Source organism: Streptomyces sp. NPDC050856, assembly GCF_040653855.1.
Classification (GTDB): domain Bacteria; phylum Actinomycetota; class Actinomycetes; order Streptomycetales; family Streptomycetaceae; genus Streptomyces.
The window spans coordinates 13325-36314 of record NZ_JBFAGV010000016.1; the positions used below are offsets into that span (position 1 = coordinate 13325).

The 22990-nt window shown below is 73.9% G+C and carries 20 protein-coding genes and 1 pseudogene; 12 read left to right on the forward strand and 9 right to left on the reverse strand.

Features of this window, described 5'->3' with window-relative positions; translation table 11 throughout:
• Positions 1 to 408 precede the first annotated feature (408 nt).
• The 4 genes and pseudogenes from AB0H53_RS16650 to AB0H53_RS16665 all read left to right on the forward strand — a co-directional run.
• Positions 409 to 669 carry a hypothetical protein gene (locus tag AB0H53_RS16650; protein WP_362112900.1) on the forward strand — a complete coding sequence of 87 codons (261 nt, stop codon included), beginning with the start codon at positions 409 to 411 and terminating at the stop codon, positions 667 to 669.
• Between the two features lie 203 nt (positions 670 to 872).
• On the forward strand, positions 873 to 1616 hold the full coding sequence (locus AB0H53_RS16655) for a class I SAM-dependent methyltransferase (protein WP_362112903.1): 744 nt from the start codon (positions 873 to 875) through the stop codon (positions 1614 to 1616).
• 373 nt (positions 1617 to 1989) lie between these two features.
• Entirely contained in the window at positions 1990 to 2289 is a 300-nt protein-coding gene (locus AB0H53_RS16660; protein WP_362112906.1) for a hypothetical protein, read from the forward strand.
• 38 nt (positions 2290 to 2327) lie between these two features.
• Positions 2328 to 2564 (forward strand): annotated as a pseudogene (locus AB0H53_RS16665) (GyrI-like domain-containing protein); the annotation flags it as partial.
• Between the two features lie 109 nt (positions 2565 to 2673).
• Here the strand turns inward: AB0H53_RS16665 and AB0H53_RS16670 are convergent.
• Positions 2674 to 3120, reverse strand: a complete 447-nt coding sequence (locus AB0H53_RS16670; RefSeq protein ID WP_362113197.1) for a MarR family transcriptional regulator — start codon at positions 3118 to 3120, stop codon at positions 2674 to 2676.
• A gap of 144 nt (positions 3121 to 3264) precedes the next feature.
• Here AB0H53_RS16670 and AB0H53_RS16675 point away from each other — a divergent pair, with 144 nt between their 5' ends.
• Positions 3265 to 5361, forward strand: a complete 2097-nt coding sequence (locus AB0H53_RS16675; protein ID WP_362112909.1) for an MMPL family transporter — start codon at positions 3265 to 3267, stop codon at positions 5359 to 5361.
• A gap of 224 nt (positions 5362 to 5585) precedes the next feature.
• Here AB0H53_RS16675 and AB0H53_RS16680 read toward each other — a convergent pair whose 3' ends face one another.
• On the reverse strand, positions 5586 to 6062 hold the full coding sequence (locus AB0H53_RS16680; RefSeq protein WP_362112912.1) for a hypothetical protein: 477 nt from the start codon (positions 6060 to 6062) through the stop codon (positions 5586 to 5588).
• A gap of 214 nt (positions 6063 to 6276) precedes the next feature.
• On the opposite strand from AB0H53_RS16680, the gene AB0H53_RS16685 reads away from it, so the two are divergent.
• Positions 6277 to 6759, forward strand: coding sequence for a hypothetical protein (locus AB0H53_RS16685; RefSeq protein WP_362112915.1), 483 nt, complete (start codon positions 6277 to 6279; stop codon positions 6757 to 6759).
• 70 nt (positions 6760 to 6829) lie between these two features.
• On the opposite strand, the gene AB0H53_RS16690 is transcribed toward AB0H53_RS16685, so the two are convergent.
• Both AB0H53_RS16690 and AB0H53_RS16695 read right to left on the reverse strand, forming a co-directional pair.
• On the reverse strand, positions 6830 to 7183 hold the full coding sequence (locus tag AB0H53_RS16690; protein ID WP_362112918.1) for a VOC family protein: 354 nt from the start codon (positions 7181 to 7183) through the stop codon (positions 6830 to 6832).
• Positions 7184 to 7533: 350 nt separating this feature from the next.
• Positions 7534 to 7962, reverse strand: a complete 429-nt coding sequence (locus tag AB0H53_RS16695) for a VOC family protein (protein WP_362112921.1) — start codon at positions 7960 to 7962, stop codon at positions 7534 to 7536.
• A 422-nt stretch (positions 7963 to 8384) separates the two neighbouring features.
• Here AB0H53_RS16695 and AB0H53_RS16700 point away from each other — a divergent pair, with 422 nt between their 5' ends.
• A complete protein-coding gene (locus AB0H53_RS16700) occupies positions 8385 to 9110 on the forward strand; it encodes a dienelactone hydrolase family protein (RefSeq protein ID WP_362112924.1) in 726 nt (241 codons plus the stop codon).
• A gap of 266 nt (positions 9111 to 9376) precedes the next feature.
• Here the strand turns inward: AB0H53_RS16700 and AB0H53_RS16705 are convergent, their stop codons facing one another.
• On the reverse strand, positions 9377 to 9940 hold the full coding sequence (locus tag AB0H53_RS16705) for a sigma-70 family RNA polymerase sigma factor (protein ID WP_362112927.1): 564 nt from the start codon (positions 9938 to 9940) through the stop codon (positions 9377 to 9379).
• 659 nt (positions 9941 to 10599) lie between these two features.
• Here AB0H53_RS16705 and AB0H53_RS16710 point away from each other — a divergent pair.
• Genes AB0H53_RS16710 through AB0H53_RS16725 form a run of 4 tightly spaced genes read left to right on the forward strand, consistent with a single transcriptional unit; the run spans position 10600 to position 15477 of the window.
• The gene (locus AB0H53_RS16710) at positions 10600 to 11958 is read left to right on the forward strand and encodes a polyprenyl synthetase family protein (RefSeq protein WP_362112930.1); all 1359 of its coding nucleotides are present in this window, start codon (positions 10600 to 10602) and stop codon (positions 11956 to 11958) included.
• Positions 11955 to 13445: a phytoene desaturase family protein gene (gene crtI, locus AB0H53_RS16715; RefSeq protein ID WP_362112932.1), complete on the forward strand. Its 1491-nt coding sequence runs from the start codon at positions 11955 to 11957 to the stop codon at positions 13443 to 13445. Before AB0H53_RS16710 ends, crtI begins: the two co-directional genes overlap by 4 nt.
• Entirely contained in the window at positions 13442 to 14473 is a 1032-nt protein-coding gene (locus AB0H53_RS16720; RefSeq protein ID WP_362112935.1) for a phytoene/squalene synthase family protein, read from the forward strand. The genes crtI and AB0H53_RS16720 overlap by 4 nt, the downstream gene beginning before the upstream one ends.
• Entirely contained in the window at positions 14470 to 15477 is a 1008-nt protein-coding gene (locus AB0H53_RS16725) for a DUF5914 domain-containing protein (RefSeq protein ID WP_362112938.1), read from the forward strand. The genes AB0H53_RS16720 and AB0H53_RS16725 overlap by 4 nt, the downstream gene beginning before the upstream one ends.
• Before the next feature lie 35 nt (positions 15478 to 15512).
• On the opposite strand, the gene AB0H53_RS16730 is transcribed toward AB0H53_RS16725, so the two are convergent.
• From AB0H53_RS16730 to AB0H53_RS16740, 3 genes are all read right to left on the reverse strand, one after another.
• Positions 15513 to 17093, reverse strand: coding sequence for an FAD-dependent oxidoreductase (locus AB0H53_RS16730; protein WP_362112941.1), 1581 nt, complete (start codon positions 17091 to 17093; stop codon positions 15513 to 15515).
• A 141-nt stretch (positions 17094 to 17234) separates the two neighbouring features.
• Positions 17235 to 18497, reverse strand: a complete 1263-nt coding sequence (locus tag AB0H53_RS16735; protein WP_362112944.1) for a lycopene cyclase family protein — start codon at positions 18495 to 18497, stop codon at positions 17235 to 17237.
• Positions 18498 to 19517: 1020 nt separating this feature from the next.
• The gene (locus AB0H53_RS16740; RefSeq protein ID WP_362112947.1) at positions 19518 to 20240 is read right to left on the reverse strand and encodes a VOC family protein; all 723 of its coding nucleotides are present in this window, start codon (positions 20238 to 20240) and stop codon (positions 19518 to 19520) included.
• Between the two features lie 788 nt (positions 20241 to 21028).
• Between AB0H53_RS16740 and AB0H53_RS16745 the strand changes: the two genes are divergently transcribed.
• Complete coding sequence (locus tag AB0H53_RS16745; protein ID WP_362112950.1) at positions 21029 to 21880, forward strand: aldo/keto reductase; 852 nt, start codon at positions 21029 to 21031, stop codon at positions 21878 to 21880.
• 504 nt (positions 21881 to 22384) lie between these two features.
• Here AB0H53_RS16745 and AB0H53_RS16750 read toward each other — a convergent pair.
• Positions 22385 to 22804, reverse strand: a complete 420-nt coding sequence (locus AB0H53_RS16750; RefSeq protein WP_362112953.1) for a subtilase-type protease inhibitor — start codon at positions 22802 to 22804, stop codon at positions 22385 to 22387.
• Positions 22805 to 22990: the final 186 nt, after the last annotated feature.

A 22990-nucleotide genomic window follows, 5' to 3' on the forward strand; every position in this document is an offset into this window, starting at 1 on the left:
CCGCGACGCGTACCACGCGACGGTCCGGATACCCCCCGGTGTGCCTCCTCGCGCCGACGGGGCCGGAGCCGTACCCGACGGCATCCCGGCCGCTGACCGTGTCCGGTGGCTCGACGGCGGGGTGACGGACGAGTGGACCGGGGCGTCCCGACCCGGATCGAACAGCCGTGCCACGCCATGGGGCAGCACCGGGCCACGGACGGCTTCTCCCTCTCGGCGCCGCCGGCCGGCCCGTACCCGGGCACGTCGGAGCACCGGGACCGCCGCTGACCCAAACGGCCGCACCGGCCCCCCACGAGGGCGCGGAATCGACCGGTCCGCGTGCGGTCGTCGGGCCGGACGGTCAGGCTCGTCGGGTTGGCGACCGCATGGCGTCGCGTCACTGGCTGGATGGGAACGGTGGGTCACATGGACAAGTCGCGGTTGATCGAAGCGACCACGGAGGCGGCGGGGGAGGGGGCCGCGCGGCCGCTGGAGGCGGCGGATGTCGAGCGGGTGCTCGACGCTCTGTTCGGGACCGTGGAGCGCCCGGGCACGATCGCGCAGGCGCTGGCCGGGGGCGAGTCGGTGGTGCTGGGCAGCTTCGGTGGGTTCGACCGTGCCGACGGCACGGCGGCATTCCGGCCGGGGAAGGCGCTGACCGAGTACCTGCGGGGCACAGCGCGGTAGCCGGCCCACACATGCTCAGCCGGCGTCGGGACCGGCGAACCCCTTTCCCGCTCCGTGTCTGGAGCCGGTACGAGGTCCGCAACTTCGTGGTTTCCGCCAGTGCGACGGTCCGCCCAGGTGCGGGGAGACTGCCCGCAGGAGGCCCCGGCGCGCCCAGGGGGCGGGTTGGGGCACGGATGTGACGAAGCACACGGGAGGACCGCATGGCGAACGCGCAGCAGTACGACGAGATCGGTGAGGCGTTCGAGGGCTTCAAGGCCCTGCCGCTGGCACAGTACGGGGAGGTGCCCGGCTTCCTGGACATGGTCGGGGACGTGCGTGGCAGGACCGTGCTCGACCTGGCCTGCGGCACCGGTTTCTACAGCAGGGAGTTCAAGCGACGCGGCGCCGCGGAAGTGCTCGGAATCGACATATCCAGTGTGATGGTGTCCGTCGCCGAGGGGTTGGAGGAGCGCGATCCGCTGGGGGTGCGTTACGAGGTGGGCGATGTGTCCGAACTGCGGCCCCTGGAAAGGCGCTTCGACGTCGCCACGGCCGTCCAGCTGCTCAATTACGCGCGGGACATCGCCGCCATGGAGCGGATGTGCCGCAACGTGCACCGGAGCCTGCTGCCCGGCGCCGAGTTCTTCGTGCTCGCGCAGACACCCGAGTACCGCTTCGACGGCCCGCCCCTGGACAAGTACGGCTTTCGCTGCGAGCCGACCGGCGAGCACACCGAGACCGGACCGGGGGTCCGGATCACGGCACTGCTCGACCCACCGGTCGAGTTCGTGACCACCTGCCCGCGCCGCGAGGTCTACGAACGGTGCCTGCGTGCGGCCGGCTTCGGCACGGTGACCTGGGTCCCTCTGAAGGTGTCCGACACCGGCCTGCGTACGTTCGGTACCGACTACTGGGCGGACCTCCTCGCCAACCCGCCGCTGGTGATGCTGCGCTGCCGCGCCTGACGCCCGACCGGGCCCGGTGGTACGGGCAGTTGGCAGCGCCGTACGGGGCTGGGCCGCCAAGGCCGTCAGGCGCTGATGCTCGGTGCCGAGGGCTCCACCGCGCGACCGAGTCGGGGCTGTCGGAGGCAGCCGAGGCCGGGACGAGATGTCCGACCTTAGGGGCCGGCTCGGCTCGCGGCGCGGAACCATCCGCGAGGCGACGACCGTCTCCACGGCCTGGACACCACGGGAGATTCCCGTACTCCCGGCCGCTCCACGAGGTGTCCCGGCACCGCCCCGGCAGCTGCGGCGGTGGACCAGTGCCCCGGCTGGGCTGCCACACTGTGTCCTGCGTGTCGCGCAGGCGACCGAGGGGGAAGGAGCTGATCGCGGGATGCCCCGGTGGACAGTGCTGGCCATACCTGTCGACGGTGTCGCGGAGACGGATCGTCAGACGCGGACCGTCACGGAATTCGAAGGCAACGCGGAAGAGGCGGAGGCGGCTCTCCTGCGGACGGCGCACGCGTACGACCACAACCTCTGGACGGTGCGCCGCCGAGAGGTCTTCAGGTGCTCCAGCCGGTCGTACTTCATTCGCGTCCGGGGGCGTCTGGCGACGTACGGCTTCCTCATCCAGCTCGCCGAGCTCATCCACGACTCCGACGCCAAGCCGGCGGCCCAGCCGTTCGCCTGACCGCTCACCTCCACAGGAGTGGGGCGGGGAGGTCGGCCGCGCCCGGGGGTACGACCGCCCTGCCCGTCCCGGCCGGCACCTGGGCGGTCTTCACCACCTCCGGGCCGACGCCCCGGGCCATCCAGAACCTGTGGCGAGACGTGTTCACGGAGTGGTTCCCGTCGAACCCGTACCGCAGCCGCCCCGGCCCCGAGATCCTGCGCACCCGCCTGTCACCGGACCGAACCGGAGCCGACGCCGAACTGTGGCTTCCGGTGGAGCGGGAGCAGGGCTGAACCAGGGCCGGACTCCTTGCCCGAGTGGGCGCTTCGGCCGGCCGGGCGGGCCGGCCGAAGCGCTCGGGGGCGTTCGCCGACACACCGGCGGCCCGGCGTGCTCGCGGCGTCACTCCGTCGGCGGATCCGTGTCCCGGATGCGGGTCAGTTCGGTGTTCATGGCGGCGAGGAAGCGCACCACGGTCCGCAGTTCCTCCTCACTGAACCGGCCGCGCGCTGCGTCGGTGGCCCGGGCCAGGGGGGTGAAGAAGGCTCGGGCCAGTTCGCGGGCGCGGGGCTGGTAGTGCAGGTGGACCACTCGCCGGTCGGTGGCCTCGCGCACCCGGCGGATGTGGCCGGCCTTCTCCAGCCGGTCCAGGCAGGCGGTGACCGCGCCGGACGTCAGGCGCAGTTGTTCGCGCAGCATGCCCGGGGTGACCGGGGGGCGCGGGTGGGTGTCGGTGAGCGGGTCGGAGGCGGGACCGTCGAGGATGATGATCAGTGCCTGGACGTCGGTGGGATGCAGCCCGTAGGTCTGGGCGAAGTCATGGGCGATCTGGTGGAACTCTGACGTCATCCTGCGCAGGAGCACGGCGAAGGTCTGCAAGTCGGTGGGCGGCACCCCCGTACCCTACAGAAATCTCAATCATTGAGATTCTTCGGATGCCCGGCGGGTAGCCGGGGCCGAGGAACGCCGGATCACCGTGGTGGAGGACTTCTCATGACAGCTCGACCAGGCCGCCGGCGGTGGCTCATCCCCGCCCTGGTTGTTCTCATCTGGCTGCTGGCCGGCGGAGCCCTGGGCCCGTACGCGGGCAAGCTGGGGGAGGTGTCCACCAACGACCAGGCCGCCTTCCTGCCGGAAGGGGCGGAGTCGACGCGGGTGGGTGAGTCGCGCCGGGCGTTCGACAAGGACCAGACCGTCCCCGCGATCCTCGTCTGGGTCGCCCGGGACGGAAGGATCACTTCTGAGCAGCGTGGCCAGGCACAGCAGGTCCTGAAGGAAGCCGCCGCCGTCGAGGGGGCCGCCGGGCGGACCGGCCCCGCCCTGCTGTCCGAGGACGGCCGCGCCGTGCAGGGCATCGTCCCGCTGAAGGCCGACCTGGGGGAGACGGTGGGCCGGACGGTCGACACCGTGCGTCAGGTCGCCGGCGGTGTGGAGGGAACACGGGCGTACGTGACGGGTCCGGCGGCCACCCAGGCCGATCTGTCGGAGGCGTTCGCCGGCATCGACGGCCTGCTGCTCGGTGTGGCGCTCGCCGTGGTGCTGCTGATCCTGCTCGTCGTCTACCGCAGCGTGCTGCTGCCGCTGATCGTCATCGTCAGTGCCGTGTTCGCCCTCGCCCTGGCTTCCGCGGTGGTGTACCGGCTGGCCGACCATGACGTCGTAAGGGTCGACGGGCAGGTCCAGGGCATCCTGTTCATCCTCGTCATCGGCGCCGCCACCGACTACGCCCTGCTGCTGACGGCCCGCTTCCGTGAGGAACTGGCCGCGGGCAAGGACCGCTTCGCCGCGATGCGCGCCGCCTGGCGCCGCTCCCTCGGGGCCATCACCGCCAGCGCCGCCACCGTCGCGCTGGGGCTGCTCGCCCTGTTGCTGAGCGACCTGTCGAACAATCAGGCCCTCGGTCCCGTCGGTGCCATCGGTGTCGTCTGCGCGGTCGTATCGGCCCTGACCTTCCTGCCCGCGGTCCTCGTACTCCTCGGCCGTACCGCCTACTGGCCCGCTCGCCCGCGGCCCACGGGCACGGCCACGTCCCCGTCCGGTGAGGGCCCCGGCAGGCGGGGGCCGTGGGACCGGATCGCCGGAGCGGTCGACGCCCGGCCACGGCGCATCTGGGCCACCACCCTGCTGGCGCTGGTCGCCTGCGCGGCCTTCTCGCCCCTGCTCAAGGCCCAGGGCGTACCGCTGGACGAGACGTTCATCAACGACGCCCCCTCGGTGGCCGGTCAGCAGGCCCTGGGCGAGCACTTCCCCGGCGGTTCGGGCAACCCCGCCGTCATCATCGCCGACGCCGAGCACGCCCGGCAGGTCATCGCGGCCGCCGACTCCACCGACGGCGTGGCACGAGCCCTCCCCGTCACCGGAGGCGGCCGGCCCGGTCAGGGCGCACCGGTGGTCGTCGACGGGCGGGTCCGCATCGACGCCACCCTCACCGCCGCCGCCGACAGCGACGCCGCCAAGGACACCATCCCCCGTCTTCGCCAGGCGGTCCACGGAGTCGACGGTGCGCACGCGCTGGTGGGCGGTTACACCGCCGAGCAGTACGACACGCGGACGACCGCCGTCCACGACCGCACCCTCATCATCCCGGTGGTCCTGGGGATCATCCTGCTCATCCTCATCGGGCTGTTGCGCTGTCTGTTGCTGCCGGTGATCCTGGTGGCCACCGTCGCCCTGAACTACCTGGCCACCCTCGGCATCGCCGCCGTCGTCTTCACCCATGTCTTCGGCTTCACCGGCACCGACGCCTCCGTGCCGCTGTACGGGTTCGTCTTCCTCGTCGCCCTGGGCGTCGACTACAACATCTTCCTCATGACCCGGGTCCGGGAGGAAGCCCAACGGCACGGCACCCGCGCCGGCGTCCTCAAGGGCCTCACCGCCACCGGAGGCGTCATCACCTCGGCGGGCGTGGTCCTGGCCGCCACCTTCGCCGCCCTCGTCGTCATCCCCCTGGCCTTCCTGGCGCAGATCGCCTTCATCGTGGCCTTCGGTGTCCTTCTCGACACCCTTGTCGTCCGCTCCCTGCTCGTTCCCGCCTTGGTCCGCCACATCGGGCCCACCGTCTGGTGGCCCGCCCGCCACCACCGTGCCTGACCGCACCCGCCCCTGACCGGCACGGGGCGGGCCCGGGCGCGCTCGGCGCCGGGCCCGCCCCGGTCGGGCCGCACGACCGGGGCGGCCATGCGGCCGGGCCCGGGCGCGCTCGGGAGCGAGTGTCACGGACGGCCGACCGCCCGGCGTTGCCGCGCTCGGCACCACGGCTCGCCCCGGCCCGCGCCAACCCGCACGGGACAGCGCGGGGCACCGCCCGTCAGGCCCTATCGGCGGGCGCGCAGGGCCCGCGCCAGCCACTCCAACTCCCCGGTCGCGTCGGGAGACGCGTACTGCCCGCGCACACGGGCGACGAGCCCGCGGTAGCGCTCCATCCCCGCCGCGACGCCGGCCTCCAGGCACAGCAGGACGGCGGTCCGATCGTCGTCGCCGAACAGCTCGGTCAGCACCTCGGCCGCTTCCCGTCCCTCCGGGACGACACCCCGTTCCCTGACCTCGGCGACAGTCCGCACGACGTTCCTGGCCCACCATATGGACGCCCCGGGGGGACGGCTCCGCCCCGGGACCGGGGTGCTCAGCTCCAGCAGGGCGCGCATCCGGGCGCGGAAGCCGGGGTCCCGCACCAGCTCGGCCAGTTCGATCCAGGCGTCGACCTGTTTGGGTGTGGGGTCCTCGGGCAGTTCGATCCCGAAGGCGCGCACGCGGTCACGCAGACGCGGGTCGGCCCCGAGACCGCCGAACACCTCCTCCTTGAACTCGTCGACGATCTGTTTGCGCTCCGCGGCGGAAAGCCGTGCCAGCCGGCCCCGCCGCGCCGGCCGCCCGGATCCCCTTCGCGGGCGGAATCGCCCCCGGCGCCTGACCGCCAACCCCGGGCCGTGCGCGCCGGGGAGGGCGAGGACCTTGCCGCTGCCACCGCCGGCGCGGGCCGGGGGACGCGCGGGACGGACTGCGGAGGTGCGACTGAGTGATCAGGCCAACAGCGTCGAACTCCGCCCGCCGGGCCATCAGTTCCCCGAGGCCAGGGGTTACTCCTACGACGACAACTGGCTGGTCATCGGCGGTTCCGTGCGGACTGCCGACGGCGGTTGGTCATTCGCCGACGCCTGTCTGCTCAGCGATGAGGCGCGTGAGGTGGCCGCCTGGCTGCGGTCGGTGGCAGCGGGCACGGTTCCGGTGAGCGGTCCCGACGCCCCCGGCGCGGCGTCCCCGGACCTGTCGTTCATCGAGCCGGTGCTGGCTCTCGGCCTCGCCGACCGGAGCGAGGGCGGAGTGGTGCCGCGCGTTCATCTCTCCTCGGAGGGGGCGCCGCCGTGGGGGCGTGCTGAGGGCGGCGCGGAGCCGCACCGGTACGCCGTGGAGGTGCGGCTGGACACGGCCGCGCTCCTTCGCGCGGCCGACGAGTGGGACCTCGCTATGGCGTCCTTCCCCGCCCGCTGATCAAGAGACCCCGGCGAGCGGCACGCCCCGGCGGCGCTCGCCTGCCGGGGTCATGGGGCGGAAAGCATGCTTATTGACGTCGCCGGCCGAGGACACAGAACTCGTTCCCTTCCGGGTCCGCCAGAACAACCCAAGGCGTGTCGCCCTGGCCGATGTCCACACGTCGTGCGCCATGCGCCACGAGACGAGCCACCTCGGCGTCCTGATCATCCGGCCTGAAGTCGAGGTGCAGCCGGTTCTTCACCGTCTTGTCTCCATCGCTCCGGCCGAAGAGCAACCCCGGCAGGCGCTCCGGCTCCGGGCGGATCTCGAACTCCTCGGCGGAGGAATCGACCACGACCCAGCCAAGAGCCGCGGCCCACCACTGCCCCAGGGCCACCGGGTCCACCGAGTCGACGACTACCTGCTCCCATTCCAAGGCCATCCGTCGAGCTTAGAGCTGACGGGGCCGCGGCGGCGGGTGCGGACCTCGTCGTCGGCCAGTGGCGAGGACGCGTCCGCCGTCGTGGCGCGTGACCGGTGGTGATTCCTCGATCCGGGCGGCCTGGCGGGTCGGCCGAGGGCGCAGCCGGTCCCACACCACGTGGGCATCCCGTGCTGCGCGTTGCCGCACCGGATTCCCGACCACGGCCTTCGCGTTGGTCAGCGCTGAGCCGGAGCGAGGGAAGTCACTGGAAGGATACTTCGAGACTGCCGCCGGAAAGGACGACGGCGTTCACACCGCCATGCTCGGCTGCCCGACCTCGTCCCCACGGGTCACTCCCGCCCCAACGCTCAGTCGATGCAGAACTCGTTGCCCTCGATGTCCAGCATCGGGATGCACGAGTCATTGCCGTCATACAGCGTTCGTACGTGTACCGCGCCGAGCGGGACCAGCCGTGCGCACTCGGCCTCAAGGGCGGCGAGGCGTTCTTCACCCACGAGTCCGGTGCCGACCCGCACATCGAGATGCACCCGGTTCTTGGCGGCCTTCCCCTCGGGGACGCGCTGGAAGTACAGCCGCGGGCCCACACCTGAGGGATCCACGCAGGCGAACCATGAATCCCGCTGCTCAGGTGGCTGCGAGCGCGTGAAATCATCCCAAGTGGCGAACCCCTCGGGTGGCGGCGGTATGACGTACCCCAACACCTCGCACCAGAAACGAGCGAGACGCATCGGTTCTGCACAGTCGAAGGTGACTTGGAACTTCCTGATCGCCGACATCCGTGCACCGTAGCAAGGGGACTTGGGACCCTGCCGCTCATTTCCCCAGGGGGTCCGCCCCCGATCCCGTCAGGCCCTGCGGCGTCCCGGACGCCGGGTGATCGAGCCGGACAGCCCACGAGGACGACGCGACCCTGGTGGCGGAGCCCATCGGTGGCCCCGGGTCGCGGCCCAGCCCCTCGCGCCCTCGTCCTCCCGTTCCGCCACCGGCGTGCCGGTCCGGCGGCCGCCAGCCGGCACGCCTGCGCGGGGGGCCGGAAGGTCCGGCAGGTCCACCCGGTGAGCCGACAACGCCGCTACGGGAGCGGAGTGCGATGACGGATCCGGTGCGCCGTCGCCGCCCCGCGGAGGCACACCGGCACCCTTCCGCCGGGGGTGAACACCGGCCCGACCGGGCGCGGTGATCACTACAGTCCGGTCGCATGACAACGGTTACCACTCGTACGGTCGAGTACCCGGCCGACGGCCTGACGATGATCGGGCACCTCGCCCTCCCGGCCGGTGACGACCGCCGTCCCGCGGTTCTGCTCGGGCCCGAGGGGCCGGGGCTGAACGACGTCCAGCGCCGCCGGGCCGACGCCCTGGCCGAGCTGGGATACGTGGCGCTGGCCTTCGACATCAACGGCGGGCGCTGGTTCACCGACCCCCAGGAGATGCTGGCGCGCCTGACCCCCCTGCTCGCCGACCCCGACCGGATGCGGGACATCGGCCACGCGGCGCTCGATGTGTTGCGCGCCGAACCGCGGACCGACCCCGGCCGGATCGCCGCCATCGGCTACGGCACCGGGGGCGCCATCGCGCTGGAACTCGGGCGCGACGGCGTCGACCTGCGCGTGATCGGAACGGTGAACGGACTGACCACGGGCCGACCGGGCGAGGCGGCGCGCATCCGTTGCCCGGTGTGGGCCGGTGTCGGGTCGGAGGACCCGATCATGCCGGCCGCGCAACGGGACGCCTTCGCCGCCGAGATGCAGGCTGCGGGCGTCGACTGGCGCCTCGTGGTCTACGGCGGCGCTCTGCACGCCTTCCACCACCCGCCGGTCGACCAGACCGTGCTCCCCGGCGTCGGCCACCACCCGCAGCACGCGCGGCGGGCCTGGCGCGACATCGTCGCCCTGCTCGCCGAGTGCCTGCCCGTGACGGAGTGATCAGGCCGGCAAACCCGTCCGCCCCGCACCCGGCAGGCCGCCCGGTTCGCAGCACCACCACCAGGCCGGCCGTCACGGCGCCGGACGCGTCCTCGCCGCCGGCCGGCCCTGCGGCCCCACCCACCACGGGACCGGGACCGCACCAGCCGCACCACCCGCCGCGGCTCATCGCCCCGGCCCGCCACCCGGCCGGGCGCGTGCCACCCGGCCGGCGGCGTACTGTCCGGGCGCGTACCGCCCGGGCCCGCGCCTCGCGCGGCGGCAGGTCACGGCACCTCACGCACGTACGTGTTCTCGATACGGCGTCGCAGGAGGCGCAGGCCGCGCCGGGCGTGACTCTTGACCGTGCCCAGCGGCAGGCCCGTGCGCCGGGCGATCTGGACATGGGTGAGGTCCTCGTAGAAGGCGAGGACGAGGACCCGGCGCTGGGGGAGGGGCAGTCTGCGCAGTTCCTCGGTGATGAGGACCCGGTCCAGCACGGTCTCCGCCGACCCCTGGCTGCGGGTCGGCACCGGCGGTTCCGCCCCGGCCGCCCCGGCCAGCTCCAGGCGGCGGGTCCGCGCCGCCAGCGCGTCGACGACCTTGCGCCGGGTGATGCCGACCAGCCACGCTCCCAGCGGACCACGGTCCGGGCGGAACCCGGCGCGCCCCCGCCAGGCCGCCAGGAACACCTGCTGGGTGACGTCCTCGGCTTCCTTGGCGTCCCCCAGCGAACGGGCGGCCATGGCGTGCACCAGAGCGCCCCACCGCCGGTGGATCGCGGCGAACGACTGCTCGTCCCCGAGCAGGAGGCCATGGGCCAGTTCCTCGGGCTCGCACGTCTCCGCCACGGGCGGGCGTGCCGTAACGGCGGCTGTCCTCACCGGTATTGCCTGCAAGAAGGCGCTCCTTCGACGTCCGCGTCCCCGGCAGCCGCGCGGCTACCCGGTCGCTCAAGCGTGCTGCCGGGCGAGGGCGGACCCCGGCCCGCGTCCGCGCGTCCACGCGGCGGGGCCACCCTTCGCCGGGCGAGACGCACACCCTGCCGCTGGAGGCGCTGGCCGCCGCGCTGGTCGAGCGACGAGGGGCCCGGCGACACCCCGCCGTCGTGACCGCGGGACCCGGCTGGACGCCGCCGTTCGTGGCGGGAACGCTCAGACCCCTGAGCCTCCAGGAGGCGGTGGACGCGGTGGGCGCGCTGCTGGCCGTCTGAGCCCGCCGCCCGCCCCCGGCGCGCCCCGGCGCCCGGACCGGACGGACGGGCCGGACGGGGCCGCCACCCCGGGCGGTCGCGGCCGGGACAGCCGCCCCGTACCCCGGAGCCGGCCGCCGGCCGCCGGACACGGCGAATCCGGTGAACCGGGTGAGGCACACGACGTCAATTCGTACGTTCCGCGACACCCCGCACGGCGAACGGGACAGTCATGGCCGCATCCGAACGCGCTCCTCGCCCCGAAGAGGCGGTGTTCGACGAAGTCGTTGGAGCCCGGAAGGGGGCTGCATGCTCGGCATGCGGGTGACAGAGGACGATCCCGGCGCTCCGTGCCTGGCGCGGCACCGCCACGAACCGGTGACGGCCCAGCGGGACGACCGTGCCGTCCCGGGCGGCCCCGCCCCGCGGAACGGCCACGCCGTGCGGAACGACCCGGCCGTACCGGTACCGGTGGATGACCCCGTCGTGCCCCAAGCGGTCGAAGCGGCCTTGCGGGCCCACTTGGACGAGCGGCTGGGGGAAGCCGCCACCACGGACCCGGTCTTCGCCGAGGAAGTCGCCACGCGGCTGCGCGACGCCGCCCTGCGGGGCGGCAAACGCGCCCGGGGGCAGTTCCTGTGGTGGGGGTGGCGCGTCAGCGGCGGCTCACCGGACGGTCAGCGGGCCGCGAGGGTGCTGGACGTCGCGGTCGCGCTCGAACTCATCCAGGTCTGCGCCCTCGTCCACGACGACGTCATGGACCGTTCCCCGGTACGGCGCGGGGGCCCCTCCGTACACGTCGACTTCGCCCGTCAGCACCGGCGGGCGGGGATGCGGGGCGACGCGGACTCCTTCGGTACGGCGGGGGCCGTCCTCGTCGGCGACCTCGCCCTGTCCTGGGCGGACGACCTGCTGACCGCCACCGCCCTGGCCGTGCCCGAAGGGCCGCGCCTGCACGCGGAGTGGCGGGCCATGCGGTCGGAGATGGCCGCCGGCCAGTACCTCGACGTGCGGGCCGCCGCAGCGGGGGAGACGGGCCCGGACCAGGCCCTGCGCATCGCCGCCCTGAAGAGTGCCCTGTACAGCGTAGAACGGCCCCTCGCCATGGGCGCCGCCCTCGCCGGGGCCGACCCGCGCACCACGGAGCTGCTGCGCTCGGTGGGGCGCTGCGCCGGGGTCGCCTTCCAGCTCAGGGACGACCTCCTGGGCGTCTTCGGGGACCCGTGCCGCACGGGCAAACCCGCCGACGACGACCTTCGGGAGGGCAGGCTGACCTATCTGCGCGCCGTGGCCCTGCGGTTGGCCGAAGAGGCGGGTGACACGCCGGCCGGCCGCCTGCTGAGGGCGGCCGGCGCGTCGCGGGTGGAGGAGGTCGAGCGGACCAGGGCCGCCCTGGAGGACACCGGCGCCCGGAAGGTCGTCGAGGAGGCCATCGGGCGGCTGGTCCGGCTCGGTGAACGGCGTCTGGCCGTGCTGCCCGGCGACCCGGCCGCCGTGGCGGCGCTCGCCCGCCTCGTCCGTGCCGCGGGCGGCCTGGACACGCCGGGGGCGCCCCCGGGCACCGGACCGCGCCGTACGGCGCCCACGACGAGCCCCGGCCGGGACGCGGCCGGCGCACCGGGGAAGGACACCCCGCCCCGCCGGGGCACCGCGCCGCAGAGGGGGACCGCCCGATGAGGACCGTCCCCGGCCGCACCGACCATGTGGTCGTGGTGGGAGCCGGGCTGTCCGGTCTGGCCGCCGCGCTGCACCTCCTGGGCAGCGGCCGCAGCGTGACGGTGGTGGAGAGCGAGGACCTGCCGGGCGGCCGGGCCGGGCGGGTGCGCGCGGGCGGCTACCTCCTCGACACCGGCCCGACCGTCCTGACCATGCCCCACCTCGCCGACGAGGCGTTCGCCGCGGTGGGCGACTCGCTGGCCGCGCGGGTGGAGCTGGTCCCGCTGCACCCGGCCTACCGGGCCCGGTTCGCGGACGGCTCCAGCATCGACGTCCACACCGACGGCGAGGTGATGGCCGAGCGGATCCGTGCCTTCGCCGGTCCGGCGGAGGCCGACGGGTACCGGGTGCTGCGGCGCTGGCTGGAGTCCCTGTACGCGGCGCAGATGAGGCGGTTCATCGACACCAACTTCGACTCCCCCTTCCGGCTGCTGCACCCCGACCTCGCCCGCCTCGCGGCGCTCGGGGGCTTCGGGCGGCTGGACGCCCGGATCGGCCGCCACCTCAAGGACGGGCGGCTGCGCCGCGTCTTCTCCTTCCAGTCGCTGTACGCGGGAGTGCCGCCCGCCCGGGCTCTGGCCGCGTACGCCGTGATCGCGTACATGGACACCGTGGCAGGGGTCCACTTCCCCAAGGGAGGGATGCACGCGCTGCCCGTGGCGATGGCGGCCGCCGCGGAGGAGGCGGGGGCGGAGTTCCGGTACGGCAGTCCGGTCACCGCGCTGCGGACGTCGGCGGGCCGGGTCAGAGCCGTCCGGCTCCGCGACGGGGAGGAACTGGCCTGCGACGCGGTGGTCCTCACACCGGACCTGCCGGTCGTCCACCGTCTGCTGGGCCGCCGGCCGCGCCGTCCGGTGCCGCTGAGGCACTCCCCGTCCGCGGTCGTCCTGCACGCCGGGACGCGCCGGACGTGGCCCGAACTGTCGCACCACACCCTCTCGTTCGGGGGCGCCTGGGAACAGACCTTCGACGAGCTGACCCGGACCGGCCGGCTGATGAGCGATCCCTCGCTGCTCATCACCCGGCCCACCACGCACGACGAGCGGCTGGCGCCGGACGGCAGGCACCTGCACTACGTGCTCGCTCCCTGCCCCAACACCGACATCGGACCGTCGGCGTCCCAGTGGGCCCGTATCGGGCCGCGTTACCGCGACCGGCTGGTCGAGGAACTGGAGAAGCGGGGGCTGCACGGCTTCGCCGACTCCGTCGAGGAGGAAGTGCTGGTCACCCCCGCCGACTGGACCGCCCAGGGGCATGCGGCGGGAACGCCGTTCTCCGTCGCCCACACCTTCGCCCAGACCGGCCCCTTCCGGCCGCGCAACCTGGTCGCGGGCATCGAGAACGCCGTCCTGGCCGGCTGCGGCACGACCCCGGGCGTGGGCGTCCCCACCGTACTGATCAGCGGGAAGCTGGCGGCGGCCCGCATCACCGGAGGGCGGCGGCCATGACCCGACGGGAACTCGACGCGGCCCGCATCACCCAACCCGCACTGCGCGCGGCATACCTGCACTGCCGGCGGCTCAACGCCCGGCACGGCAAGACGTACTTCCTGGCAACCCGGCTGCTGCCGGCGCACCGGCGGCCGGCCGTGCACGCCCTGTACGGCTTCGCGCGCTGGGCCGACGACATCGTCGACGACCTCGCCACGGGGGCGGAGCGGGGAGCCCGGGACGAGCGACTGGCCGAGCTGGAGCGCGAGCTCCGCGACGGTCTGCGGACCGGACGCAGTGCCGAGCCGGTCGTACGGGCGGTCGCGGACACGGCACGCGCGTACGACATCCCGCACGAGCACTTCCGGGACTTCCTCGTCTCCATGCGCAGCGACCTCACGGTCACCGACTACCCGACCTATGACGACCTGCGCGCTTACATGCACGGCTCGGCGGCCGTCATCGGGTTGCAGATGCTGCCGGTGCTCGGCACGGTCGTGCCCCGTCAGGAGGCGGCCCCGCACGCGGCCGCGCTCGGCGTCGCCTTCCAGCTGACGAACTTCCTGCGGGACGTCGGAGAGGACCTCGACCGGGGCCGGGTGTACCTGCCCGCCGACCTGCTGGCGGCGTACGGAGCGGACCGCGCGCTGCTGGAGTGGTGCCGGGCCACCGGCCGGCGGGACCCGCGCGTCCGCGCCGCGCTCGGGGCCGCCGCCGACCTGACCCGGAGCGTGTACCGGGAGGCGGAGCCCGGCATCGACATGCTGGAACCACGCGTGCGGCCCTGCATCCGCACCGCCCGCACCCTGTACGGCGGCATCCTCGACGCCATCGCGGACGACGGTTACACCGTGGTCCACCGGCGGTCCGTGGTACCCCGGCGGCGGCGGGCGTCGGTCGCCGCGGCGGGGCTGGCCGGCATCCTGGCCGCGCGGCTGCGCCCGGACGCGCGTCCCCGCCCGCCGGCCGGCCGGGGGCCGTCACCGGAGGGCACGACGACCACCCGCGGGGTGGCCGCGGCACAGCGGAAGGGGTACGGACGATGACGGACGCACGGAGCCCCGGCGGGCGCCGGCTGCCGCTGCGCGCGGGGCGGCGGGTGCGCTGGGAGCAGCAGGCACCCACCTGGCGTGAGGCCAGACCGTCTCTGATCGCGGACGCCCTGAAGCGCTCGGCGGCACGCCCCTCGGGCAACTGGTACGTCGTCGGGGCCTCCCGCGACATCGCGGCACGCGGCAGGCCGTTCGGCCGGACCGTGGCCGGTACCGAGGTCGTCCTGTGGCGCACCGGGACGGGCGAGCTGAGGGCGGGCCCGGGCGCGTGTCCGCACCTCGGCGCGCCACTGACGGACGGCCGGGTCGTGTGCGGGACGGTCGTGTGCCGCTGGCACGGACTGGCGCTGGGGGGCCGTCCGTTCGCCGGCTGGGAACCCCTGCCCGCGTACGACGACGGTGTGCTGGCCTGGGTGCGCCTGGACGAGGTGGGCGGTGAGGCGCCGCTCGACCGGCCCGTCGTGCCGCGCCGGCCCCGGCGGGGCGCCGTCGAGGCGGTGTTCGGCACGGTGGGGCGGTGCGAGCCCGAGGACGTGGTCGCCAACCGGCTGGACCCGTGGCACGGGTCCTGGTTCCACCCGTACTCCTTCGTCGGGCTGAGGGTTCTGCGGGCCCCGGCGGGAAAGGGAGGTGACGACTCGTTCACGGTCGACGTGTCGTTCCGGGTCGCGGGCCGGTTCGTCGTCCCGGTCCGGGCGGTGTTCACCGCCCCCGAGCCCCGGACGGTGGTCATGCACATCACCGAGGGGGAGGGCGCGACATCGGTGGTGGAGACGCACGCCACCCCGCTCGGCCCGGGCGCGGACGGCCTTCCCCGTACCGCGGTGACGGAGGCGGTCGTCGCCGTCTCCGACCGCCGTGGCTTCGCCGTGGCCCGGGCGGCGGCGCCGGCCCTGCGTCCGCTGATGCGGTGGGCGGCGGGGCGCCTGTGGCGCGACGACCTCGCCTACGCGGAGCGCCGGTGGCTGCTGCGCAGCACGGGGCGGTTCCCGGGCTGACGGACGGCCGTGGCGGGGGCCACGAGGACGGGCGGTCAGCCGCGGTGGCCGGCGGCCAGCGCGGCGAGCCCCCGCAGGACCGGCGAACGGCCCTTCCTGGGCACGGTCCACAGCGGATGGCCGCGTACCCCCCAGCGCCGGAGCAGGGAGTTGGCGGCGAGGAAGCCGGTGGTGGCCGCCCGCTCCATCAGGGCCACCGGCAGATCCGCGCGCACCAGGTCCCCGGCCAGTTTCAGGGCGGGGTGGGGCGTGTCCACCGAGGGACGCGTGGCATGTCCGGCCACCGGGAACAGGGGACAGTCCGACCGCCACTCGTGACGGGCGTCGACGATCCGGGCCGCCGCCGTCTCCGGGTACAGGGCGTGGAGCCGGTCGAGCAGTGTCCCCTCCACCCGCCGGCGGTCGGCCCGCTCGCCGACCGCGTAGCCGTGCAGTTCCACCACGCTGCCGCCGGTGCGCCGCGCCCAGCGGGCGGCTTCGCCCTCCCACCGGTCCAGGACGCTGACGTTGTCGAGCCCGTCGAAGCCGCTGGTGCCGAGGAAACCGGGGCGGCCCGCGTCGACGGGGCGGTCCAGCCACAGCCGCGACACCAGGAACGGCGGCGCGGACCGCTGGGCGTCGACGCCCGCACGCCACTCGGCGTCCCCGAGCCGGGGTGACGCGGCGACCAGCCGCCGCAGCCCGGCGACGTCGAGGGCGAGGACCACGGCGTCGTACTCGGCGGACCCGCCTTCGGTCTCGACCCGCAGCTCCGCGCCGGCCGTCGGGCGCACCGCTGTGACGGCTGTGTCCGTGAGCACCCGCACCCCCAGTCGGTCGAGGTAGCGGGCCAGCGGCTCCCACAGCGCCTGCGGGAAGGGTTCGTCCGGCACGTCGAAGAGGAGCCCTTCGGAGGAGCCGAGGAAGTAGATGTGGAACATCAGCAGCAGTTCCGCCGCGGACAGCTCGCGGGGGTCCGCGAAGAAACTGCGTGAGAAGACCTCGAAGGCCAGGTGGTGGGCGGCTTCCGGAAAGTTGACCGCCCGTAGGAAGTCCCAGGCGCTGACGGTGTCGAAGCGGGCGTACACATCGGGTACGCGGACGTCCAGGAGCGGCAGGGCCGCCCCGGGGCTCATGGCCGTGAGGTCGCGCCAGCCGAAGGACGGGCTGAGGGCCACGAAGCCGAGCACGCTCCACGGGGGAGTGCGGGGGACGCCGGCGAAGCTGTCGGCGAGACCGTTGCTGTGGCGCAGTGGGTAGTCGGGCAGTGGCCGCAGCGCGGAGAGAGCGGGATCGGCACGGCGCAGCAGCCCGCGGAGGTTGTAGTACTGCCGGAAGAAGGCGTGAAAGCCCCGGCTCATGGTCACCGTCGTACCGTCCGCCAGTTCGGTCCGCCAACCGGCCAGGCGGCCTCCGAGCACGGGCCGGCTCTCGTGGAGGGTGACCCGCACCCCCCGCTCGGCCAGCGCCGTCGCGGTGGCCAGGCCGGCGATGCCGCCGCCCACCACTGCGGCACGCGGCGCCGGGCCACCGGAACGCCCGTAGCGGTTGAAGCCCGCGTGCCCGGGGGCCGGCATCAGCACCTCGGCCCTGCGGTCACGTCCCCTGCGGGGTACGGACGACATGGAACGGCTCATCGGGGTGTCCCTTCTGCGGACGCGGACGGCACGGACGGGTTGGCCGGGGAACGGGCGGGGACACGCGGGGACACGCGGGGACGGGGCGCCCGGACGAAGGCGCCGGCGTGGCCGGGTCCGGGCGGCTGGGGCCGCCGCGCGTCAGCCTCCACCCGGGCCCCCTCCGGGTGGCCCGGGGTGGGGCCTGCGGGGCAGGAAGGGCAACTCGGCGCCCGTGCGCAGCATCGGCACGACGGGAGTGGAGAAGCCGATGAGCAGGTCCTCCCACCATGTGCTGCGGCCGTCGAGGAAACGCAGCACACGTTCGGTGGGGACGTCGCGGAACAACGCCGTGAAGAAGTCGGGGCCGTTGACCCGTCCGGTGTCCAGGGCGCGCAGCAGGACGGCGTCCATGGCGAGGGAGCGGCGCCGGTGCGGCGGGGGAAGCCGCCCGTCCTCGTCGCCCGCGCGCAGTGCCGAGGCGACCGCCCCGCACTGCCGTTGTACGGCGGAGAAGGTGTAGCCGGTCGCGGGCCGGGTGGCACCTCCGACGGCCCCGATCCGGTGGACCCGGGCACCGGTCCGGCGGGGGAAGCGCGCGTCCGTCATGGGGATGACCCCCTGTTCGACCGCGCTCACGGTGAACCGCCCGAGGCGCAGGACCTCGTCGGTGTAGTGCCGCAGGGCCGCTGTGTACGCGGGTCCGGCGAGCGGGGTGGGGGAGAACTGGGTGTACTCGACGAGGGCGTGCGCGGGACCGAGCGGAAGCACGTAGCCGAATGCCAGTCCGTGGGGTGGCTGCGGCACCCGGAAGTCCATCAGTTCCACGACGTCCCCGTCGAAGACCGGTTCCGAGGTGTGGACGAACCAGCCGCGGAAGTGCTGCAACAGGGTGCTGCGGGCGGGCGGCAGGGTACGCGCCGGCCGGGAGTCGTACAGGTGCCGGCCGCGCACCGTGACCCGGCGCCCGTCCGCCGTGACACACACGGCCTCCGCGCCACCGGGTACGTCGCGCACCGCCTCGGCCGTCGCCGTGAGCAGCCGCACGCGGGGGCGCGCGGTGAGCCGGGCGGTCACCAGCGCTTCGAAGGTGTCGGACCGGAGCATGTGGTAGCGCATGGCGCCGAGTTCCCCGTCGACGACGCCACCGTCCCGGCCCCGCACACGCAGCCGCCGCCAGGACGCCACCAGGGCCTCGTCGAAGCCGCTGGGGCCCTCCTGCCAGAAGCACCAGGTGCGTGCCGGTGGCCGGAGGGACCGCCGGGGGGTCTCCACCAGGGTGACCGACAGCGGGCGGGCGGCGCCCGGGGCGGTCAGGGCGTGGGCCAGTGAGAGCCCCGCCGCCCCGCCCCCGACGATCACGACGTCGGCCTCCCCGTCCGCCGCCGCGCCGGCCCCGGCACCCGCGGTACGCTCGCCGCTCATGCGCCTTCCCGCACGCGGGCCGGAGGGCGCTGCCCGGCACACGAGGACGAGTACGTTCCGGCCGGCCCCGGCACGGCGGCCACCCCGCCCACGACGCCGGGGCACTGTAGGCCAGCGGTGGGGGGTCCGGCCGATCGCCCGCCGTGCCGGCCGGGGGGAGCGGGCACGGAACCACGTCGTCCGCGCCGGCCGGCGACGGCACCACCGATCCCGCCGGTCGCACCGGCCGCCCTCATCCGCGCGCCTTCGCAGTCCATGCTGCACTCCATCCCCGTACCGGGCCCTTACCGCCCCTTCCCGGCGAACGGGCCGCCCGGATGCAGCAATCGACCAGGTCCGTGCCCCTCCGGCGCCGGTGGTCCCGACGAGCCGGGCCGTCCCCGTCCGGACGGGGACCCGTGGCCCCGCCCTCGCCGCGGGACGTGGCGCCCCGCCGCCGACGACGCCCGCGCGTCAAGCGCCGGCCGCGACCAGATGTCGGGCGCCGTGCCCCGGGGCCGTGGACATCACCTTCCTGTCGGAGGGCGTCCGTGTGCACCGGTGACCGTCACCCGTCCCCACCCGGCACTTCCCCGAGGCCGCCCACCCCCGGACGAGGCCGTCCAGGACGGCCTCGCCCGTAAGCAGAAGCAGAAGCAGAAGCAGACGCCGCCGCCGACGCGAGCGCTGTATGCGGCCGGGGCCGGAGCCCGCGCTGGGGGCGTGCCCGTCCCGGACGGCCCGGGCGCGTCCGGGACGGTCCCGGCCCCGCTCTCCCGCCCGGGCGAGGCCCCGGACACGCCGTGCCGGGGCCTCGCGCGCGGAGCTGTCAGCCCTCAGGGTGAGGACGATCAGGCGCACGGGTGCCCGTGCCGGCATACGTGACCAATACGCCCGCGCCCCTGCCCATGGGGTCGCCCCGTGCTGGCGGACACGAGGACCGGGACCGGGGTCAGCGGTGCTGTCGGCGTACCCGCGCTTGCCCGGAGGCCGAAGCCTGGGGCCACCGCCCGGCGAGGCAGCGGCCGTTTGCCGGACGCGTCATCGCGGGGGCAGCACACAGAACTCCTGGCCGTCGGGATCGGCCATCACCACCCGGCCGACCTCGTCCCGGCCGATGCCGATTCGAGTCGCCCCGAGGGAGACGAGGCGGTCGACCTCCGCCTGCTGATCACCATGGGCAGGCGGGGCGAGGTCGAAGTGCAGCCGGTTCTTCCCGGTCCTCGGCATCAGGGGCGGACCGCCCCAGGTGATCTTGGGACCGCCGTGCGGCGAGCGGACCGCGGTCTCCTGGTCCTGGTCCCAGACCAACGGCCAGCCCAGCGCTCGGCTCCAGAAGTACCCGACTTCCTGGGAGCCGTCACACGCGAGCGCTCCGATGAATCCGCAGTCGGTGAGGAAGTCGTTGCCCGGCCCGATGACGCAGAACTCGTTGCCTTCGGGGTCGGCGAGCACCACATGGTCCTCCTCCGGACCCTGACCGATGTCGATGTGCTGGGCGCCGAGCGCGAGCGACCTCGCCACGATCTGTTGCTGGTCTTCGTGGGACGTGCTCGTCAGATCGAAGTGCGTCTGGTTCTGGCCCGTCTTCCGCTCCTGGCTGGGCAGAAAGCGGATCCGGAAGCCGGTGTCATCGCTCGGCAGGAGGGTCACGCCGTCGCTGGAGTCGTCGGCCGTCTCCCAGCCCAGGACACCGGCCCAGAAGCGCGCGAGACGGACGGGGTCGTTCGCATCGAAGCAGAGCGCGTACAGGTGAGAGGTCATGTTGGGCATCTTCTTCCAGGTCGTGGCTGGAGCCTGCCCAGCCCGCGCCATGCGCTCAACTCGTCAACAGCGGGGCGTCCGGCGGGTGTCGGGCCGCCCATGGGGCGCACCATGGCTGCCACTCCGCGGACCACACCCGGGACGGGGGCATCGGGACCGGGCGGGAACCGCTCGCCAGTGATTGCGCGCCGAGCACGCCCACCGGAGACGCCGCCACGGCGGACCGTACGGAAACCAGCGGAGGCCTGCCCTCCGCCACCGTTGCCCGGAACGCCTGGAGCAATCGCACCGTTCCCTCGACTCCGCGATCCACCGGCTCACCCGCGAGAAACAACCGGGCCGGCAGGCGTCCCTCCTCACGGGTGCGGCCGTCCGCTGCCGCCCAGCCCTCGGTCCTGATCCTGACCGCCCAGGCCCGCTCGCCAGGCGCGCGGACCGACTCCAACTCCGCCGCCGACGCCGTACGGCGCTCAGGGGCGCGGTCACAGGCCGCCACTACGTCCATGCCCACCCTGCGGCACCACACCGCCAGGTGGAGTCCCCCTCCTGAGACCCACGACTCCGACTCGCACAGGGTCATCCTCGGGGGTCGACCCCGACCGGCCGCAACCGCTTTTCTCACGTGCCTCCGGGCCACCGCCCTTCGACACCTCCTCGACCCACCCGGCCTACCGTCGAGGACGAAAAGACGCGACGGTGGTTGCCGGCGGGTCCCGCTCCCGCCGGAGCGGCACCGATCCGGCACCGGTTCACGGCCCCGTCCCTTGTCACCGATGGAAGGACCACCCATGCGGAACGTCACGCTGAACAACGGCGCCGAGATGCCGATCCTCGGCTTCGGCGTTTACCAGATCCCGGCGGAGGAGACCGAGCAGGCCGTCACCCAGGCCCTCGCCGCCGGCTACCGGCTGCTGGACACGGCGGCCGCCTACGGGAACGAGGAGGCCGTCGGCCGCGCCATCAAGAACAGCGGAATCCCGCGCGAGGAACTGTTCGTCACCACCAAGTTGTGGATCCAGGACGCCCCGGCCCAGGAGAACGCCCGGCGGGCCTTCGAGACGTCGCTGGCCAGGCTCGGCCTGGACCACGTCGACCTGTACCTGATGCACCAGCCCTACGGTGACGTGTACGGCCAGTGGCGCGCCATGGAAGCCCTGAACCGCGAGGGCCTCGCCAGGACCATCGGCGTCGCCAACTTCCACCCCGACCGGTTGGTCGACCTGATCGCCAACAACGAGATCACCCCAGCGGTCAACCAGGTCGAGACCCATCCGTTCCATCAGCGCACCGCCGACCAGGAGCTCATGCGCGAGCGTGGTGTGCAGATCCAGTCGTGGGCCGGTTTCGCGGAGGGCAGGAACAACCTGTTCCACCATCCGTTGCTCAGTGAGATCGGGGCCGGGCACGGCAAATCGGTCGCCCAGGTGGTGCTCCGCTGGCTCGTCCAGCGCGGCGTCGTCGCCATCCCCAAGTCGGTACGGCCCGAGCGTATGGCGGAGAACATCGACGTCTTCGACTTCGCGCTCACGGACGACGAGATGGCGGCCGTCGCCACCCTGGAAACCGGAGCGTCGCTGTTCTTCGACCACCGTGACCCCGCGATGGTCGACTGGCTCGTCAAGCTCCGCGTCGACGCCTGACCCGCCCCGCGTCTTCGGCACCACCCGCGGCAGGGGACGCCCCGGCGCCGTGAGGCGGGGGTCCGAGCCGACCGCCGACGGCGAGGCCACCGGTGTCCGGTTCAGCGACGGCGCCCCGTCCCCTCGTACAGCGCGGGGGCCGAGGGCGCCGTGGGTGCGCTGCGCCGACGCGCCGAAGGCGCGCCGCTCCAGCCGCGCCTCGGCCACGGCGATGTGGAGCCGTCGCACGTGCCCGCTCGGTCGGCGGTGTGGATCGGCGGGCCGGTGCTGTGGCTCAGCGGCTGCTCGAACCGTCCGGCCACCGGGCCGGAACCTGCCGGGCGTCCGGTCCGTGGCCCGTCCGGGCCGGATGTCGCCTTCCCGCCCTCGCCGGGCGCGGTGCCTCGCGGGGGAGGGCACCAGCCGTGCACGGCCACGACCACGTCGCGGTGGACCTGGCCTCGGGCCGCGCAAGGGCCCGGCCCGGTGGACGCGCGCGGGAGGACGCTTGGTCGTGGCGGTGCCTCAGAACGCGAAGACCGAGTTTCCGTTGAGGGTCGCGGACATGGTGCACGCGTTGGAGAAGGTGTGCTTCCAGGCGATGCGCTTGCCCTGCCATACCCCGTCCGCGGTGACGGTGACGGGGTCGTAGTGCATCGGGCAGGCGCGGTTCGAGTCCGGCGCGGCCAGGAGGGTGTCCAGGGAACCGGCGGTGGCGGCGAGGTCCGCACAGGCGGCCTGGGGATCGGGGTGCGTTCCCTGGGCGGTCGGTGCGCAGCTGAGGGTGGACGCCCGTACGACGGTGGCCTGGTCCTCGCCCTGTGCGACGGTGAGGACCATGGCGGACGGGGCGTAGAGGCTGGCCGGCTTGGCTTGCGCGACGCCGGTGGCGCAGGCCAGGCCCAGAAGGGTGGCGGCGGAGACAGCTGCGAGGTGGCGACGCATGAGGAGATCCCTTTCAATTCAAAGGCGAGACGCGGAAGTTGTCTGCCCTTTGTGGTCTGGACGCTGCTGAGTTTGGCGGAAGTGAAGGCCGGGTGCACATCGATGACCGATTTGCAGACATCCCGTCCATGCCGGGCGACCGAATGGTCGTTCTGGCTGCTCAGCGTGGGGGCCCGCGCTGCGCGA

Coding starts and splice junctions, on each gene's coding strand:
- AB0H53_RS16720 (WP_362112935.1), top strand. CDS start 13,442: ATGACCCGACGGGAACTCGACGCGGCCCGCATCACCCAACCCGCACTG.
- AB0H53_RS16725 (WP_362112938.1), top strand. CDS start 14,470: ATGACGGACGCACGGAGCCCCGGCGGGCGCCGGCTGCCGCTGCGCGCG.
- crtI (WP_362112932.1), top strand. CDS start 11,955: ATGAGGACCGTCCCCGGCCGCACCGACCATGTGGTCGTGGTGGGAGCC.
- AB0H53_RS16700 (WP_362112924.1), top strand. CDS start 8,385: ATGACAACGGTTACCACTCGTACGGTCGAGTACCCGGCCGACGGCCTG.
- AB0H53_RS16675 (WP_362112909.1), top strand. CDS start 3,265: ATGACAGCTCGACCAGGCCGCCGGCGGTGGCTCATCCCCGCCCTGGTT.
- AB0H53_RS16745 (WP_362112950.1), top strand. CDS start 21,029: ATGCGGAACGTCACGCTGAACAACGGCGCCGAGATGCCGATCCTCGGC.
- AB0H53_RS16670 (WP_362113197.1), bottom strand. CDS start 3,120: ATGACGTCAGAGTTCCACCAGATCGCCCATGACTTCGCCCAGACCTAC.
- AB0H53_RS16695 (WP_362112921.1), bottom strand. CDS start 7,962: ATGTCGGCGATCAGGAAGTTCCAAGTCACCTTCGACTGTGCAGAACCG.
- AB0H53_RS16690 (WP_362112918.1), bottom strand. CDS start 7,183: ATGGCCTTGGAATGGGAGCAGGTAGTCGTCGACTCGGTGGACCCGGTG.
- AB0H53_RS16710 (WP_362112930.1), top strand. CDS start 10,600: ATGCGGGTGACAGAGGACGATCCCGGCGCTCCGTGCCTGGCGCGGCAC.
- AB0H53_RS16730 (WP_362112941.1), bottom strand. CDS start 17,093: ATGAGCCGTTCCATGTCGTCCGTACCCCGCAGGGGACGTGACCGCAGG.
- AB0H53_RS16660 (WP_362112906.1), top strand. CDS start 1,990: ATGCCCCGGTGGACAGTGCTGGCCATACCTGTCGACGGTGTCGCGGAG.
- AB0H53_RS16650 (WP_362112900.1), top strand. CDS start 409: ATGGACAAGTCGCGGTTGATCGAAGCGACCACGGAGGCGGCGGGGGAG.
- AB0H53_RS16750 (WP_362112953.1), bottom strand. CDS start 22,804: ATGCGTCGCCACCTCGCAGCTGTCTCCGCCGCCACCCTTCTGGGCCTG.
- AB0H53_RS16655 (WP_362112903.1), top strand. CDS start 873: ATGGCGAACGCGCAGCAGTACGACGAGATCGGTGAGGCGTTCGAGGGC.
- AB0H53_RS16735 (WP_362112944.1), bottom strand. CDS start 18,497: ATGAGCGGCGAGCGTACCGCGGGTGCCGGGGCCGGCGCGGCGGCGGAC.
- AB0H53_RS16740 (WP_362112947.1), bottom strand. CDS start 20,240: ATGACCTCTCACCTGTACGCGCTCTGCTTCGATGCGAACGACCCCGTC.